The organism is Neobacillus piezotolerans, from assembly GCF_003362805.1.
Classification (GTDB): domain Bacteria; phylum Bacillota; class Bacilli; order Bacillales; family Cytobacillaceae; genus Bacillus_D; species Bacillus_D piezotolerans.
In genome coordinates this window covers 48,881-65,250 of the sequence record NZ_QNQT01000003.1, presented here as the reverse complement: position 1 = coordinate 65,250, position 16,370 = coordinate 48,881, and the positions used below count along the sequence as shown (strand labels likewise).

General features: G+C 49.3%; 16 protein-coding genes. 10 read left to right on the top strand and 6 right to left on the bottom strand.

Annotated elements, in window-relative coordinates; genetic code table 11:
• The first annotated feature begins 43 nt into the window (after positions 1–43).
• From DRW41_RS09320 to DRW41_RS09310, 3 genes are all read left to right on the top strand, one after another.
• A complete protein-coding gene (locus tag DRW41_RS09320; RefSeq protein ID WP_115451724.1) occupies positions 44–1,210 on the top strand; it encodes an iron-containing alcohol dehydrogenase in 1,167 nt (388 codons plus the stop codon).
• A gap of 186 nt (positions 1,211–1,396) precedes the next feature.
• Positions 1,397–2,746 carry a glucose-6-phosphate isomerase gene (locus DRW41_RS09315; RefSeq protein WP_115451723.1) on the top strand — a complete coding sequence of 450 codons (1,350 nt, stop codon included), beginning with the start codon at positions 1,397–1,399 and terminating at the stop codon, positions 2,744–2,746.
• 165 nt (positions 2,747–2,911) lie between these two features.
• Entirely contained in the window at positions 2,912–3,313 is a 402-nt protein-coding gene (locus DRW41_RS09310; protein WP_115451722.1) for a YugN-like family protein, read from the top strand.
• Positions 3,314–3,843: 530 nt separating this feature from the next.
• On the opposite strand, the gene DRW41_RS09305 is transcribed toward DRW41_RS09310, so the two are convergent.
• Both DRW41_RS09305 and DRW41_RS09300 read right to left on the bottom strand, forming a co-directional pair.
• A complete protein-coding gene (locus DRW41_RS09305) occupies positions 3,844–4,830 on the bottom strand; it encodes a potassium channel family protein (protein ID WP_115451721.1) in 987 nt (328 codons plus the stop codon).
• 214 nt (positions 4,831–5,044) lie between these two features.
• Complete coding sequence (locus DRW41_RS09300) at positions 5,045–5,701, bottom strand: transglutaminase domain-containing protein (protein WP_115451720.1); 657 nt, start codon at positions 5,699–5,701, stop codon at positions 5,045–5,047.
• 284 nt (positions 5,702–5,985) lie between these two features.
• Between DRW41_RS09300 and DRW41_RS09295 the strand changes: the two genes are divergently transcribed.
• The 4 genes from DRW41_RS09295 to DRW41_RS09280 all read left to right on the top strand — a co-directional run bounded on the left by DRW41_RS09295 (position 5,986) and on the right by DRW41_RS09280 (position 9,961).
• Positions 5,986–7,656: a DUF6044 family protein gene (locus DRW41_RS09295; protein ID WP_115451719.1), complete on the top strand. Its 1,671-nt coding sequence runs from the start codon at positions 5,986–5,988 to the stop codon at positions 7,654–7,656.
• Positions 7,657–7,727: 71 nt separating this feature from the next.
• The gene (locus DRW41_RS09290) at positions 7,728–8,759 is read left to right on the top strand and encodes a glycosyltransferase family 2 protein (RefSeq protein ID WP_115451718.1); all 1,032 of its coding nucleotides are present in this window, start codon (positions 7,728–7,730) and stop codon (positions 8,757–8,759) included.
• Positions 8,728–9,159: a GtrA family protein gene (locus tag DRW41_RS09285; protein ID WP_115451717.1), complete on the top strand. Its 432-nt coding sequence runs from the start codon at positions 8,728–8,730 to the stop codon at positions 9,157–9,159. The genes DRW41_RS09290 and DRW41_RS09285 overlap by 32 nt, the downstream gene beginning before the upstream one ends.
• 172 nt (positions 9,160–9,331) lie before the next feature.
• Positions 9,332–9,961, top strand: coding sequence for a LysE family transporter (locus DRW41_RS09280; RefSeq protein ID WP_115451716.1), 630 nt, complete (start codon positions 9,332–9,334; stop codon positions 9,959–9,961).
• 85 nt (positions 9,962–10,046) lie between these two features.
• On the opposite strand, the gene DRW41_RS22940 is transcribed toward DRW41_RS09280, so the two are convergent.
• Positions 10,047–10,208 carry a hypothetical protein gene (locus DRW41_RS22940; protein WP_181884482.1) on the bottom strand — a complete coding sequence of 54 codons (162 nt, stop codon included), beginning with the start codon at positions 10,206–10,208 and terminating at the stop codon, positions 10,047–10,049.
• A gap of 359 nt (positions 10,209–10,567) precedes the next feature.
• Here DRW41_RS22940 and DRW41_RS09275 point away from each other — a divergent pair, with 359 nt between their 5' ends.
• Together DRW41_RS09275 and DRW41_RS09270 are read left to right on the top strand one after the other, a co-directional pair.
• Positions 10,568–12,136 carry a transposase gene (locus DRW41_RS09275; RefSeq protein WP_115451715.1) on the top strand — a complete coding sequence of 523 codons (1,569 nt, stop codon included), beginning with the start codon at positions 10,568–10,570 and terminating at the stop codon, positions 12,134–12,136.
• A gap of 287 nt (positions 12,137–12,423) precedes the next feature.
• Complete coding sequence (locus DRW41_RS09270; protein ID WP_115451714.1) at positions 12,424–13,221, top strand: TraR/DksA C4-type zinc finger protein; 798 nt, start codon at positions 12,424–12,426, stop codon at positions 13,219–13,221.
• 553 nt (positions 13,222–13,774) lie between these two features.
• On the opposite strand, the gene DRW41_RS09265 is transcribed toward DRW41_RS09270, so the two are convergent.
• Positions 13,775–13,957: a YozQ family protein gene (locus DRW41_RS09265; RefSeq protein WP_342771990.1), complete on the bottom strand. Its 183-nt coding sequence runs from the start codon at positions 13,955–13,957 to the stop codon at positions 13,775–13,777.
• Between the two features lie 91 nt (positions 13,958–14,048).
• Here DRW41_RS09265 and DRW41_RS22935 point away from each other — a divergent pair, with 91 nt between their 5' ends.
• Positions 14,049–14,207, top strand: coding sequence for a hypothetical protein (locus DRW41_RS22935; protein WP_181884481.1), 159 nt, complete (start codon positions 14,049–14,051; stop codon positions 14,205–14,207).
• A 65-nt stretch (positions 14,208–14,272) separates the two neighbouring features.
• Here the strand turns inward: DRW41_RS22935 and DRW41_RS09260 are convergent, their stop codons facing one another.
• A complete protein-coding gene (locus tag DRW41_RS09260; RefSeq protein ID WP_115451713.1) occupies positions 14,273–15,412 on the bottom strand; it encodes a hypothetical protein in 1,140 nt (379 codons plus the stop codon).
• On the bottom strand, positions 15,399–15,968 hold the full coding sequence (locus tag DRW41_RS09255; RefSeq protein WP_115451712.1) for a sigma-70 family RNA polymerase sigma factor: 570 nt from the start codon (positions 15,966–15,968) through the stop codon (positions 15,399–15,401). The genes DRW41_RS09260 and DRW41_RS09255 overlap by 14 nt, the downstream gene beginning before the upstream one ends.
• Positions 15,969–16,370 lie beyond the last annotated feature (402 nt).

The following is a 16,370-nucleotide window of genomic DNA, read 5'->3' as shown; positions in this document are numbered from 1 at the left end:
CGGCAGGATAATAAATAATAATGTGTGTAAAGGAGGAGAACACATGGATAATTTTATTTTCCACAATCCTGTGCGATTGATTTTTGGTAAAGGACAACTTTCTGAATTGAAAAATGAAGTCCCGAAATATGGGAAAAAAGTGCTCCTCGTCTATGGCGGAGGAAGCATTAAACGAAACGGCCTGTACGATAAGGTCAACTCGCTTCTGAAGGAAATCGGAGCTGAAGTTTTTGAACTGGCCGGCGTCGAACCGAACCCTCGCGTCTCAACGGCCAGAAAAGGAATCGATATTTGCAAAACAGAAGGGATCGACCTGCTTCTCGCTGTAGGTGGCGGCTCGGTCATCGACTGTACAAAACTCATTGCCGCCGGCGCGAAATATGACGGCGACGCCTGGGATATTGTTTTGAAAAAAGCGGAAGTCAAGGATGCCCTTCCGTTTGGAACGGTATTGACGCTTGCCGCGACTGGCTCGGAAATGAATGCCGGCTCGGTCATCACTAACTGGGAAACAAACGAGAAATACGGCTGGGGCGCGGCGCCTCATACAATGCCGAAATTCTCAATTTTGGACCCTGTCAATACCTTTACGGTTCCAAAAGACCAGACCATCTACGGGATTGTCGACATGATGTCCCATACATTCGAGCACTATTTCCACAAGGCGGGGAATACGCCTTACCAGGACCGCATGTGTGAAACCCTCCTGCAAACCGTAATGGAAACAGCGCCAAAAGCTGTGGAGGACCTTGAAAACTATGAATACCGTGAAACCTTGCTTTTTTGCGGCACAATGGCACTGAACGGCATGATTAACATGGGCTTCCGCGGCGACTGGGCGACCCACAATATCGAACACGCCGTTTCGGCTGTCTACGATATTCCGCACGGCGGCGGGCTCGCTATCCTGTTCCCGAACTGGATGAAACACAACCTGAAAAATGATCCGGCAAGATTCAAGCAAATGGCGGTCCGCGTTTTCGGCGTCGATCCAACTGGCAAGACCGATGAAGAAGCGGCCATTGAAGGAATTGAAAAGCTGCGCGAATTCTGGTCAAGCATCGGCGCCCCGTCACGCCTCGCAGATTATGATATCGACGACAGCAAAATCGAACTGATGGCCGACAAAGCAATAGCCAACGGCGAATTCGGCGGATTCGTCACCCTTAACAAGGACGATGTACTTTCCATCCTGCGCGCATCTCTATAAACAAAAGGCTGTATCCCCACGGGTACAGCCATTTTTCATGAAACGGCCTGTTTCGTTTCCACCTATTTAAAAAAGCGCTCGAAAATACCCGAAAGTGGCCGCACTTCCACTGCAGCCTCATCCTTGCTTATCCGATTTCCTTTGGGTAAAGTGGGTATGATACAAATAAAACACGGAGGTTCCCAAATGACACATATCCGTTTTGATTACACGAAAGCGCTCGGCTTCTTTGGTGAACACGAACTCACCTACCTGCGTGACGCCGTAAAGGTCGCCCATCATTCCCTTCACGAAAAAACCGGAGCGGGAGGCGACTATCTCGGGTGGATCGACCTTCCTGAAAACTACGATAAAGAAGAATTCTCCCGGATCCAAAAGGCCGCGGAAAAAATCAAATCCGATTCCGATGTCCTAATCGTCATTGGCATCGGCGGCTCCTACCTAGGCGCCCGCGCCGCGATCGAATTTCTCGGCAACAGCTTCTATAACGCGATGTCTTCCGAAAAGCGCGGCACGCCGCAAATCATCTTTGCCGGAAACAACATCTCGTCCACCTACATGCACGATATCATCGGCCTGCTCGAAGGCAAGGACTTCTCCATCAACGTCATCTCGAAATCCGGCACAACGACCGAACCCGCCCTCGCCTTCCGCCTGTTCCGGAAGCTTCTTGTAGAAAAATACGGGGAAGCTGAAGCGCGGAAGCGGGTCTACGCCACCACGGACAAGTCGCGCGGAGCACTGAAAACGCTCGCCACAGAAGAAGGCTACGAAACATTCGTCATACCGGACGATGTCGGCGGCCGCTACTCCGTTTTAACAGCGGTCGGTTTGCTGCCAATCGCTGTCTGCGGGGCCGATATCGAAGCGATGATGAACGGCGCTCGCCAGGCGATGGAGGATTACAGCCAATCCGAGCTAGAGGACAACCCGGCCTATCAATATGCTGCGGTTAGGAACGCTTTGTACAACAAAGGCAAGACAATCGAAATGCTGATCAACTACGAACCAGGCCTCCAATATTTCTCTGAATGGTGGAAACAGCTTTTCGGGGAAAGCGAAGGGAAAGACCAAAAAGGGATTTTCCCGTCATCGGCCAACTTTTCAACAGACCTGCACTCGCTGGGGCAATATATCCAGGAGGGCCGCCGCGATATGTTTGAAACAGTCATTAAAGTGGAAAAACCACGATATGAGCTTACAATCGAGGAAGAAGCAAACGACCTTGACGGCCTGAACTACCTTGCAGGGCAAACAGTCGATTTCGTCAACAACAAAGCGTTTGAAGGCACGATGCTCGCCCACACCGACGGCGGCGTGCCGAACCTAATCGTTTCCATTCCGCAAATGGACGAGTATACATTCGGTTATATGGTTTACTTCTTCGAAAAAGCTTGCGCCATGAGCGGCTACCTGCTCGGCGTCAACCCATTCGACCAGCCCGGAGTCGAAGCCTATAAGGTCAATATGTTCGCGCTCCTTGGCAAACCGGGGTACGAAGAAATGAAAGCCGAACTGGAAAAACGCCTCAAATAGGATTGAATTAATGTTTTACGAAAAAATAAAACCAGATTAAAAAAAACGCTTAATGCGGATTGAGTTAAACGTTTTTATGAAAAAGGAAATATGAATGGAAAAAACACTTAAAATAGGATTGATTTATTGTTTTTACGAAAATGAAAAAGGAAAGAGGGGGCTGCTATGATTCCTGTTAAAAGCAATGTTGAAGGAAAGGATTTTTCCTTTAAGGAACTTGAAGACACCCTTAAGCCGCTTGGTTACAGTGTCGGCGGCAACTGGGATTACGACAAGGGCTTTTTTGACTACAAAATCAACGATAACGGCGCGTACCACTTTTTCAGGGTGCCATTCCAGGCGGTGGATGGCCAGCTTGACGGAGGAAATCCAAGAGTCAGAATCGGCACGCCGTTCCTTCTGGCACACGAGTACGAAGACGGGGTCGATGAAGAAGGCAACATCGGCAATCTGTCCGCTTCGGTAAACCAGTTCCAGTCACCCGAAGACAAGGACGCCCCAATTGACTCCGAATACCTAAAAATCGCGGACGGCCTCATCGAAAAGCTAGAGGCGGCCCTTCTTTAAAAACCTAATTCATTTAAAAGCGCGGGAGCAAACGGCCCCCGCGCTTCTACTTTTAATATCAATAGGGTTTTTATCCAAGCCCAATGGCATGGCATAAATCCACAGTTATATATGTTTGGACAGCAAAGTGAATTTTTAAGGGATGCGTGTCCAAAGGCGCCCCATGTTTGGACAGCAAAGTGCATTTTCAAGGGATGCGTGTCCAAAGGTGCCCCATCTTTGGACAGCAAAGTGAATTTTCAAGGGATGTGTGTCCAAAGATGCCCTATGTTTGGACAGCAAAGTGAATTTTTAAGCGATGCGTGTCCAAAGGTGCCCCATGTTTGGACAGCAATCCTGGTATTATTTTGGAATCCCTTCATAATTCGGACAGCAAACCAAGTTTCGGAGCAATCCGTGTCCAAATCCCTCTATGATTCGGATGGGATGCCACCGAGCCGTCTCCCCAAACTGACCTAACAAACTTCCGCGAACATATATCCTATGCCATATTAACAATCCCTAAAATATCGGCTATCCGAATAAAAAGATTATTTTATCGCGATAAATTCATCGCCAGCTTCAATTTTAAAAGAAAGCGGCGGGTTTACCTCCAATTCCTTTCCTCTTTTAATCCCTATCAACAGCTTTTCTTTATCAGCCCAGGCCGCTTTTGCCTCGGCGAATGTCCGTCCTTCAAAGTGCGAGGCTGCCGGCTCGGACGTAAGGCGGTTTTCCTGAAGCCTCCCCATGATATTCCAAAGAAGCCCAGTTCCCCGCGAGTGGATACTGCTTAGCATAAAGATGCTGGTCAGTTTGTTCGATTGCAGTACCTGGTCGGCACCGGCCCGTTTTGCATTCACCACCTGCTCGGGCGTGAGAATTTCGACAATGCACTTCACTTCGGGGCAAAGCCCTTTAATCGTCAGCAATGTCAGGATCGAGTTCATGTCCGCCAGAAGTTCCTCATGGCTATGGTCGGAAGTAATCAGCACCAACTCGGCCTTCTGGACGTTTCCTTTTAAAATGGTTGCATCAACGTGGGGCTTGCCTTGGATGAAGTGGACACAGCGTGACTCGGTTGGGTTTTCCTCAAGCGTTTCGTCGATAAGGACAATTTCAATCGGGCTGCCGGAATCGTTGAGCTTGCTGATGATTTCCCTGGAGCGCTCATTCCAGCCGACAATGACCATATGCCCGGCGTCTTTATAAGGCAGCTTCCCTTCCGACAAGGCGTTCTGCTTTGTGACAGCCGCGGTGGCCAAGGAAACGAAGTAATATGAAACAAGCCCGGCGCCAAATAATATCAGCAGGACAGCGGCGATCCTTCCTAAATGGGTGTGTGGAACGAAATCACCATAGCCTACGGTCGTGGCGGTGATAATCGCCCACCAAATCCCATCGTAAATCGTGTGGAAAGTATCGGGTTCCAGAAAACGGATACTCACCCCAAAACTCAAGAAAAAGAAAAGTGTTATCAACAAAACCCTCATTTGTACAGGCAATCGCAAAAAATGAATATACCAGCGGTTGGTCATGGCAACCTCCTTATCGGCGGAGCTTTTGAATAATATCATCCCGGCAATATCCCGCCTAACGGGTCTCCATATAGCCGGCGGTTTTTTACAAGTATGGTCAAAACCCGCCAATCCCATAAGGGGAGTAAGGCCTCATCAAAAAGGATTTTTCATAAAAAAAAACACTTTCCAAATCGATGGAAGTGTTCCTTGTAAAACATGAACCGCCGCTATCCTACCAAAGATATTCCCCTTCTTTGAATTCATCCGTGCGGAAAAGATAATCAAGGTTCGGTTTATGGATGAATTCGCGGTAGCGGTTGTCGATGTATCCTGCGCCCCGAGTTGTATCCTGGGGGACCCATTTGCCGTCGATCCTGATTTCGTTCCAGGCATGGTCCGCCCCATACACGACCTTGGCTTCTATCCCGGCTGCCCTATGGAGCGCCGCGGTCAAATGGGAAAATCCCATGCACATTGCTTTCCTGGTCCGCAACGCCTCAGTTGCCGATTTGAATTCAAATGGCCTTCCGGCGATTGCATCAAAGTATGTTGCCACATCATATTGAAGGTTTTCAGTTACCCAAGTATAAATGGCGATTGACTTTTCTTTATTTGTATTCTTTCCAAATGTAACATCTTCTGCAATCCTGACAATTTCCGGGTCGCCGCTCTCAACGACAGAGCTCGGAAGAAGGAAGGGATTCCCTTCCATCGTTTTTGTTACATGATAGGAAAGCGTGGTTAAAAGACCATGATCTTTGGTGCGGAGGGAGCTGGCTTCGTATGCAAGGTCTTTTGACAGGCTGGTGGCCATCGCGAAAGGGAGCCCCGGTTGGGCGGCGACAATTGCCAGGAATCCAAAAAGCACAATAAGAAGGAACTTTTTCACGAACTTCTCTCCCTGTAAAAGAAATATAAAATATAAATATAATATTTATAGTAACTATAGTAAAAAAGTCCCTGAATTGTAAAGAAGAAAATACTCGAATTTTCAGTTTTTTTATAAGAACAGCGAGAAACTTGTAAAATCAGTCGTTATTCAGGAATAACGGCCATGTTATATTTCCAAAAAGAATCCTGCCTTGGAAAATAAGGAATAATCCGCTAATACGCGACAAATACTAAAACGGGTCTATAAGCTGGCGTGAAATTGCCTTGAAGTGGGGGTAAGGGATGGTTGCAAGAAAAGAGTGGCGGAATCTTTCCATCGCGTCCATAGTTCTCGCAGTTTATCTGGCGCCGCTGTTCCTGCTCGGCGAGGATGCCCATATCCGGGTCCATGATAACCTTGATTCCAACATTGCCTGGTATAAGGTGCTTGCGGAAAGCGGGGAAATCTTCGGACCGGTAAACGCCTCCATTCCGCAGATTATAAATGGTGAGCTTTCCAGGAATGCATTCGGTCCGGAGCTTAGCGGGATTGTTTGGCTTCACGCGCTGCTTCCGCCAATGGCCGCCTATGCGGTGAGCCAGGCGATTACGCGGATTTTGGCCTTCATTGGGATGTATCTTTTGTTAAAAAAATACACAGTACGTGAGCCGAGGCAACAATGGATTGCCACAGCGGCGGCGCTGGCCTTCGCGCTGACTCCGTTTTGGCCATCGGGGATGCTCAGCACACTCGGCATGCCCTTCGCGCTTTGGGCGCTCCTGAATATCCGGGCCGGGGAGAAACGGCTAATCAATTGGTTCGTCCTGCTTCTATTGCCGCTGTATTCAAGCTTCGTTCTCGGCTTCTTTTTCTTTATCGTGGCGGCGGGGGTGTTCTGGCTTGTTGAAGCCATCAAAACAAAAAGATGGAACCTCCGTTTTTTGTTGGCGATCGCAGCATTGACAGTGATGTTTTTGCTTGTCGAGTACAGGCTCGTCTATTCATTCCTCTTTGATGATGAGCCGAACAGCAGGGATGAGTACTTCCATGCAAGGCTTTCCTTTTGGCAGGCGGTAAGGCTATCGGTGAAAAATTTCCTCCTTGGCCATACACATGTGATGACCGTCCATGGCCTGTTCATTATTTCCGCCACGGTGATTGCGCTCGCGGTCATTTTTACAAAAAAAAGCTGGCGCCATGAAAAGCTGTTCCTGCAACTTCTTTTGTTAAACGTTCTCCTCTCAATTTGGTATGCCTTCTGGTTCTACAGAGGGTGGCTGCCGCTGACTGAGAGGTTCCATTTCCTAGATACATTCAATTTCGCGAGGTTCCATTTCCTTAGGCCGCTTGTCATTTATACGGGTTTCGCGCTTGCCCTGAAAATCATCGCCGACGCGGGGCTTCCCTGGAGGAAGGCTGCGGCCGTCCTTGCCGCGGGGCAAATCCTGCTCTTGTTCCTGTTTAATGACGAAATCATTTATAGGGATAAGCCGACGTTCAGAGAATTTTATGCAGAAAAGCAATTCGCGGAAATTGGGCGCCATATTGGCCAGCCAAAAAAGAATTACCGGGTCGCGAGCATCGGAATCCACCCGGCAATCGCCCAGTACAACGGTTTTTTCACGCTCGATACATACAATAATTTCTATCCGCTATCCTATAAACATGAATTCCGGAAAATTATCGCCAAGGAGCTTGAGAAGAATAGGACCATCCGCGAGTATTTCGATGAGTGGGGGGGCCGCTGTTATCTTTTCACCGCGGAGCTCGGCAAACGGTATATGTTCAAAAAAAGCTCGAAAGCAACTTTGAAAAACCTTGAGCTAGACACTGGACAGTTCAAAAAAATGGGCGGGATGTACATTTTCTCCGCGGTCCCGATTCAAAATGCAAAAGATAACAGGCTTCGGCTCGAGCGCTCTTTTTCCTCGAAGGAATCCGCCTGGAAGATTTATCTGTACAAGGTGTTTTAACCGCGCCGCCGCATTTTCAACTGAAATTTTTTTAAAAGAAAAAGCCCTAACCACATCAGGAGGAACGAACCATGGGTGAACCAGTCCTAACAATTGTTGTCCCTTGCTATAACGAAGAGGAAGTTTTGCCGATCACGATCCGGGAATTATCAGGCCTGCTATCAGGAATGATTGGAGAAGGGCGTGTTTCGCCAAGAAGCCGGCTATTATTCGTCGATGATGGCAGCAGGGACAGGACATGGGAGCTTATTTACAAGACTGGCCTTGCCAATCACCTCGTCAAGGGGCTCAAGCTTGCGATGAACGCAGGCCACCAAAACGCGCTCCTCGCCGGAATCTTTACCGCTAAGGAAGCTTCAGACTGCATTGTGACAATCGACGCCGACCTCCAGGATGACATCACCGCCATCCCAAAATTTATCGAGAAGTACAAGGAAGGCCATGAAGTCGTCTATGGGGTAAGAAAAAGCCGGAAAAAGGACACATGGTTCAAACGGTGCACCGCTCAGGGATTTTACACGCTTATGGCCAAAATGGGCGTCAATCTAGTGTACAACCACGCCGATTTCAGGCTTCTCGGCAAACGGGCGGTCACCGAACTCGAGCGGTTCCGAGAAGCCAATATGTTCCTTAGGGGGGTCGTCCCGCTCATCGGCTTTAAATCAGCCGAAGTTTACTATGACAGAATGGAACGCCAGGCAGGGGAGTCGAAATACCCGCTCCGGAAAATGATCGCCTTCGCCTTTGACGGCATCACGTCCTTCTCGGTAACGCCGATTCGCCTCGTCCTGACTGCAGGAATCGCGGCTTGCTTGCTCAGCATCCTTTTCGGAGCATATTTCCTGTTCCTGAAAGTGTACGGAGATCCGGAATCGGGATGGACGTCGCTGATTATCTCAATCTGGCTGATCGGCGGCCTCCAGCTTGTCGCAATTGGCCTAATCGGGGAATACATCGGAAAAATATACAAAGAATCGAAGCAGCGGCCCAAATTCATTATCGACATCGATATGTTCAACCTGCCATTCAGCCTAAGAAACCAAGCCGAACCAGGAACGGAGCGATATCGCCTTGATAGCGGCAAACTCCCTGAAACAAACTAACTCATTCGTCCGCTTTGCGCTCGTCGGGGTCGCCAACACCGCGGCGGGCCTTTTGATTATGCTCACCCTTTTGAACATCTCCGGCGCCTCGTACTGGCTCTCGACGTTCATTGGGAACGCGGCTGGCGCGGCAATCAGCTATTTTTTAAACCGCGCGTTCACCTTCAAAAGCTCCGTCCGCTTCTCGGAAGGGGCGCCGAAATTCGCGGCCGTTATCCTTGTATGCTACTTTGCCTCCTATTGGGCGAGCAGGCAGTTAATCGGCTTGGGTGCGGCAGACTTCCTGCCAGCCATTTACCACGACGATGCGGCCGTCCTCGCGGGAAGCGTTTTATACACAATCAGCAACTATTTTGGGCAAAAAAAATATGTGTTCCGTGATGGGCCCCCTGCGGGTTAACCAGAAATGCCACCAAGCTGGACCGCTTTTTTAGAGGAAAAAGTGGCAAACAACCCGGAGGCTGCACAGCCAGCTTCCAATGAAATTCCATCCCCAATAACAGTCGTACAAGCCCCTGCACCTGAATACACTTTGTAGACAGGCTTTTTTTCAGGCAGGGGAGTGGAACGTCATGACCATTTATTTAAGTTATGTATTGCTCGGACTATCACTAGCGGCTCCAATCGGGCCAATCAACGCCGCCCAGCTCGACCGCGGCATCCGCTACGGATTCTTGCACTCATGGCTGACCGGAGTCGGAGCGGCAGCGGCAGACGGCATCTACATGATCATCGTCTACGCAGGAATCGTCAAATTCATCGACGCCCCAATCGTCCAGACCTTCCTCTGGCTGTTCGGCGCCTTCGTCCTTCTCTACACCGGCGTGGAAAGCCTGGTAAATGTAAAAGGGCTCAACATAAGCGGCAACAGGAAAAAGGAACCGCTCATCAAATCCTTCATGTCCGGCTTTTTCATGTCGCTGTCAAACCCGCTAACCATCCTATTCTGGCTAGGCATCTACGGCTCCGTCCTCGCGAAAACAGCCGCCACATCCGGCCATGGGCAGCTCATCCTGTACAGCGCCGCCATCTTCTCCGGCTTGCTCATCTGGGACGTCTCAATGGCCGTACTCGCAACAAGCGCGAAACGCTTCCTCACCACGGGCCTCCTCACGGCCATATCCATCATCTCAGGCCTCTCGCTCATCGGCTTCGGCCTCTATTTCGGATGGCAGGGAATCACCGCCCTTATCCCGTGGTAGACCAACACCTCTTTTGGAAAAAAGCCCGGCTTCCGCCGGGCAGGCCCACGCCATAAACGTTCATTAAACCCCGGCCGGGAACCTATCAAACCTTCCGCCCAGTAGCACCAGGCGACTTATCCGTATTTCCCTGGCCATTATAATCCGACTTGGCGGCACCACGCACCTGGTACCGGTCGGTGCCGATATACTCAGCCTGATGCTTTTCCTGTATTGCATGAAACTTCTTCTTGTCCAAGTTTGGCATTTTATCCACACTCCTTTCAGGTTAGGTTGCGCTCCAAGGCCTTTTTTATCCTTGCCCGGATTGCAATATAGCGTTATTTGCCGTATCACCTTAAAGTGTGTCTAATCGACGGAAACAGGTGCTTAATATGTGGGCCATTACAGACTTTCTGAACGGGAAAGCCCACTCCTTCAGGGGTGGGATGGGAGTGAGACCGGATACGGGGTGCCATAAACCAACAGCTTTTTGGCACCTCAAGTATCCGGAACCCAAAGAAATCCTCAAGATTTTTTTATTCAAACGGGGCTTTTCCTTGAATCCCTGCTTCAACTAGAGTATATTTAAAATAGGAACATACGTTTGTATTTGGAGGTGTAGAAATGGTGATTCACCGTTCACCCAGCTTTGTTCTCACCCTGGAGCTTGACAGCCATCCCAAGCTGTTTTCCGCTGCCGACAAAGAATTGGAAATCCTCCGTGTCCTCTACAACACTGTTCTTGGCAACTATCTGAAGCTGGAAAACCAGATGAAACGGCTGAAGGAATACAAAAGATGCATCCGGCAGCTGCATGGTGTCAAAAGAAAACTGGCACTTGATGAAGAGAACCCCTTCCTGCTAAACGAATTGGAATGCATCCGTGAAAAACTCCAGGACTTAAGGGAACAATACCAGCTGACCGAATATGCCTCCCACGCTTGGGCAAAGGGCATCCGTAAGCATTTCGGGGACAGGGTGAACGCAGCCGTCGCCCAGAAAACCGCTTCCCGCGCCTGGCTTGCCTTCAGGAATAAACTGTTCGGCAAGGCAAAGAAGGTCGTGTTCCTGCGGAAAGGGGAAATGGTGAGCTTCGAAGGAAAAACCAATACGACCGGCTGGCGGTATAGCAATAACCATCTCGTCTATAAGGACATGTCCACCCCGCTGAAGTGGAGCGGGCTAGACAGCCATGTGTCCGAAATCCTCTCCCATCTTGAAAAGAAAACCCCATTCACCTATTCCATCAAGAAAAAAGGGGAAACCCTCACCATCACCGATTTTTATCATGTCAAATATGTCCGGATTGTAAGGAAGACCATCCGCGGGAAGGTGCGTTTTTTCGCCGACCTGATCATTGCCGGCTACCCATCGCCAAAAGGCAGGAAGCTTGGGAAAGGGAAAGTGGGGCTTGATATCGGCACGGCGTCTCTCGCAGTTTCCTCCCCAGACAAAGCAGCCCTTTTCAACCTGGCGGAAGGGGTGAAAGACCTGGCAAGGGAAATAAAATTGGCACAGAGAAAAATGGACCGTTCCAGGCGAACGACGAACCCTGGCAATTATCACGAAAACGGCACAGTGAAAAAAGGAAGGAAAGTGTGGCAGTTATCCAACCGGTACAGAAAACAGCAGGCAAGGGTACGGGAACTGAACCGTAAGCAGGCAGCCATCCGGAAACTCTCGCACCAAAGGCTCGCGAACTCCATGCTTGCGCTCGGGGACGCGTTCTTCATTGAAACGATGAATTTGAAAGTCCTGCAAAAAAAGGCAAAGGAAACAAAGGTTTCCGAAAAAACCGGGAAATATGCCAAAAAGAAACGGTTCGGCAAGACAATCGGCCACAGGGCGCCCTCCATGTTTGTGGGCATCCTGGAACAAAAGGTGAAAAGCCTTGGCGGGAGCTTCAAAAGGGTCAACACCAAAACCTTCAAGGCGAGCCAGTACTGCCATGTCCGGAACGGCTTCTTTAAAAAACCACTTTCAGAACGATGGCATGTAATCGATGAGGAGACAAGGATTCAAAGGGACCTGTATTCCGCCTTCTTGTTGATGAACGCGAATTCTTCCGGCACAAAACCGAAGCGGATTGCATGCATGGAAACCTTTCCGGGATTCAAGAGCCTCCACGACGATGAAATCCATAAAATTAAAATAGAAAAAAGGAAGATCCTCAACTCAGGGATCCTCTTGTAATGAAAATTCAAAACATATAGGCGGTGTGATGCCACCGGGCTTGTGAAAGCCCAAAGATGCGGCCGCTAATGGCGGCGGAGGCTGCTTTGGCCGCGAATGTCCTGAAGTAAATTGTCCCAGTGTCCTGGTCCTAGATGCCGAGCGCATCAAGATGCGAACTGTGGCTGCCGGCCAGGAAGAAGGCAATGGATTCAGAACCCCACAGGTATAGCCGTGGGAGTATCAGTTGAAACTAGAAAGAGGACCCGGGCCATGGCGCGCGGATTTTTTAGGAAAGGGGCTTGCAAATGTTATCTTCAGCGCAATTGGAGCAGCTGCGGACGCGGCTGCTTGAAGAAAGGGCAAACCTTGAGGGCCATTTGGAGCGAAATGATGAATTCGGGCTGCAGCGTGGGCACGCGCATGAATCAATGGGCGAGCTTTCCAGCTACGACAACCACCCGGCCGACGAGGCCACCGAGCTGTATGAACGCGAAAAGGACATCGCCTTGAATGAACATTACAACAACCAGCTTGATAATATAAACAGGGCGCTTGAAGCCATCGCGCATGGTAATTACGGCAAGTGCCAGGTGTGCGGGAAGGAAATTCCGTTTGAACGCCTCGAGGCGCTTCCGGACACGACTTATTGCAAGGAACACAGTCCCGATACGGTGACATCGCATACCCGGCCGGTCGAGGAAGGCGTCCTCATGCCGCCATTCGGGAAATTCGATAAGGACGAAGAGGATGAAAGTGTCTCCTACGATGCCGAGGATGCGTGGCAGGAAGTCGCTTCATACGGGACGTCGGAAACCCCTTCCGACTTCGCTTTCACCGATGAAAAGGACCATTACAACGATGATTATATTGAATCCGAGGACCCGGTCGGCTACGTCGAGGATTATGAAAACTTTGTCGGGGTCGATATGTACGGCAACAACGTAACGGTATACCCGAACGGCCAGCACCGCAAATACGAGGACGAGCTCGACGAGGAAGGCATCATGACCCCATTCGGCGACCTGCCTGCGTTCGAGCATGACCCGTATGTCGACGATGACCCGGACGACGGCCTTCAGGACCGCCATTCCTATGAAAAATAAGAACGGGCATGCATGCCCGTTCTTTTGCGTTCAATCGCGGTTATGCAGGGACAGGCTGTTTTTTCCTGTCGCGAGGCATTCGCTTTCCGTGGGGCGTCATTTGAGCTACTCGGCGCTTGTGGAGTATCCGGATATGTGACAAGCAAGGGAGCGAAACGGGTAGGGTTGTCAGAATAACTCCGGATATGTGACGAGCAAGGGCGAAAATCCGCTTCGGTTGTCAGAATAACTCCGGATATATGACAAGCAAAGGCGAAAATCGGGTAGGGTTGTCAGAATAACTCTGGATTTGTGACAAGCAAAGGCGCAAAACGGGTAGGGTTGTCAGAATAAGCCCGGATATGTGACAAGCAAGGGTGCAAACAGGGTTGGGTTGTCAGAATAACGCTGGATATGTGACAAGCAAAGGCGAAAATCCGGTAGGGTTGTCAGAATAATCCCAGGCGAAAATTTTAAGGCGGCAATCGCCTCAAAACTGTCTTCATTTTATGATTTCTGCAGCAAGCGGCATTTAAAAAAGCATCCCCCCGAAAACGGAGAATGCCAGTGAATTTTAGCGCGGCAAATCTTCATCGCTTCCATCCGGACGCTCGATTCTGCCGCCAATTTCGCCTTCCATATACACGTCGCTTGCCTGTTCATGTGTTTCCGCAAGGCCGGCGGACACTTCATCCTGTTTTTTATAATCGGATGGATCGTAAATACGTCCTGCGATTCCTCTTTCACGTTTGTCCATCTTCATCATCCTTTCCCGCTTATTTTTCTCCTCCCAAAGTGTTTTATCCAGAAGGTTTTGGAGAAAAGTAAAGAAAAAGGAGGCGGAGACCATGACAGAAAAGGACCAGTTGCCATCACGGAAAAATCTTGATGAGGTGTTCCACAGCCTGCAGGATCAAATAACGAGGATTACTGTCGAAGAAGAAGAGGAAATGATCAAGCAGGAATTGGATGTTGAAACCGATAACGGTCAGGATCCCGGACGATAAAAAAACGCCGCCCGGTTGCGAATGCAGCTGGAACGGCGTTTTTAATAGGAATAGCGTATTTTTTCTTATTGAATCGGAAGCCAGCTGACCTTCCAGATACCCTTATGGTTTTTGACTAGCCTGAAGCCAAGGCCATCTTCCTCCGAAATGGTCACGACTGCTTCATCATCGCCAATGAATGCCACTTGTTTCAAAGGGCTTCCAAGTACTTTCTTAAGGAGTTTTTCATTTCCGGCATCCATATCGCGATCCTGGGAGACCTTTACATACTCCTCCACAGATGTAAAAATCGGGGTAACATCAGGATCATCATTGAACAAGGCGAATTGCGTTTCGTAATCCCGAATTTGTTCGGCATAGAAAAAGAAAAGAAATACCGAATACGAATCAAGCGTGTGAAGGATAACCTCATTATGTGTCTGTGCAAACTCGTCATAGGCCGCCTTTAATGTGTCAGTCAGCTCCAAATTCCCTTTTTCATTGAGGGGAACCGGCCTGCTTGAATACGTTATTTCCGGCTCTTCCGGTATCACGACCCGCTCCAGTTTTAGGATATCCGGGATATTCAGTTCTGCTCTCGCATAGGCGGTATAGCCTGTCACTTCAATCTCGACCCCCTCACGCATTGAATTGGCGGCCAGCCCAAATACCATAGCCAATTGGTCCGCGTCCTGCTGGTTAAATGTAAATTCATCCCCAATTCCCGGATTAATCGGCAGCCTCTCGAAAACCTCTTTATCAGGAACAAAGAAGATCTTATTCGCTTTGTCGCCCATACCGGCCCCATGGTAAATAAGGGTGCCAATCAGGATTGCTTTACCCGTAAACCGCGCTTCCATCAGGCTGGAATTACCCTCAATTTTTTCACCCACTGGCCCCTTTTTGACGAGCTCCCAGCCATTTAGGAAATTCCCTTCGTCCACCCCGTCGTAAAACGGGAAGTCAGGGGTTGTCGCACGTGAGCCGGTCCCGATGTCTAGCAGCCCAAGCTCCTTACCCGCAATGCCGCCGCCTGCCAGCAAAACCGCCGCCGCGACAAGCGCAGTCAGTGTTTTAGGCAAAATGTCACGCGGTTTCCGTAGCTTTTTTCCTTGCAACCCTTTTATCCGCTCCCTGATTTGCTGTTTTTCAGCTTCGGATAAAATTGATTCCTCGGGCAGGCTGCCATGCAAGGCGCTTTTCAGCTCTTCATTAAACTGACCCATAACGGCCACCTCTTTCCAAAGGGATATAGGCGTTTCTGATTTTTTCTTTTGCCCGGAGCAGCCGGGTTTTTACAGTCGCCAGCGGAAGCCCCAGTGTTTCGCTGATTTCCGAAACAGTCAGGTCCTGGTAAAAATGCAGCAAAATTACCTCCCTGTATTTTAGCGGCAGTGACCAAACAGCCTCCAACAGCTGCCTGTTTCCATCCTTTTCAATGGCTGTCTCTTCCGGGGTTCGTTTCAAGTCCTTCATCAAACTGAAAACTTTTTCAGCAACAGCCATGTGGCGGTAGTGCCAGCTTTTCAAATAATCCTTGGACCGATTAACCGCAATCGTATACACCCATGTTTTATACGAGGAGCGCCCTTCAAAGCTCTCCAGTTTCATAAAGACCGCCACAAAAACATCCTGGGCGAGGTCCCCGGCAATCCCCCAGTCCTTAACATAGGAATAAATCAGGCGTTTAACATGGCTGCCATATGCCCCCATTATCTCTTCAAGTTTGGCTTCATTTCCGCGTGCGAGCGCAATCCGCCTCTCCGTGGAATCCCCCTGCATTTCTTCACCTCTTCAAAATCGTGTTTCCCTTTTGACGAGCCTCAAATGGAAACAGATTCATTATCTGTATAAATTTATTTAAAAGCATGCTTTTTAAAAAAATAACGGCGATGTTTTCAATCCTATTTCCGTTACATATCATGATGCTGCTCAAAAAGCTCCTCAGAAGCCGTTTCAAGAAGTTTTAAATCAGGGTACCTCTCGAAACAGACTAATAGCCGCATCAAGACCATATCATTTTACAAGGCCACTCAAACGGTCCTAACAAACCTGCGCCCTAACGTTTCCCTATATTCCCAGCTATTATCGTACCGAAAAAAAGTATGGATAAGAAGATAAAAAATCTGAAAGTATTTTTTGAAAGGGTCCGAAACTTGAAGTAGAATGAATTGGCGACGATAA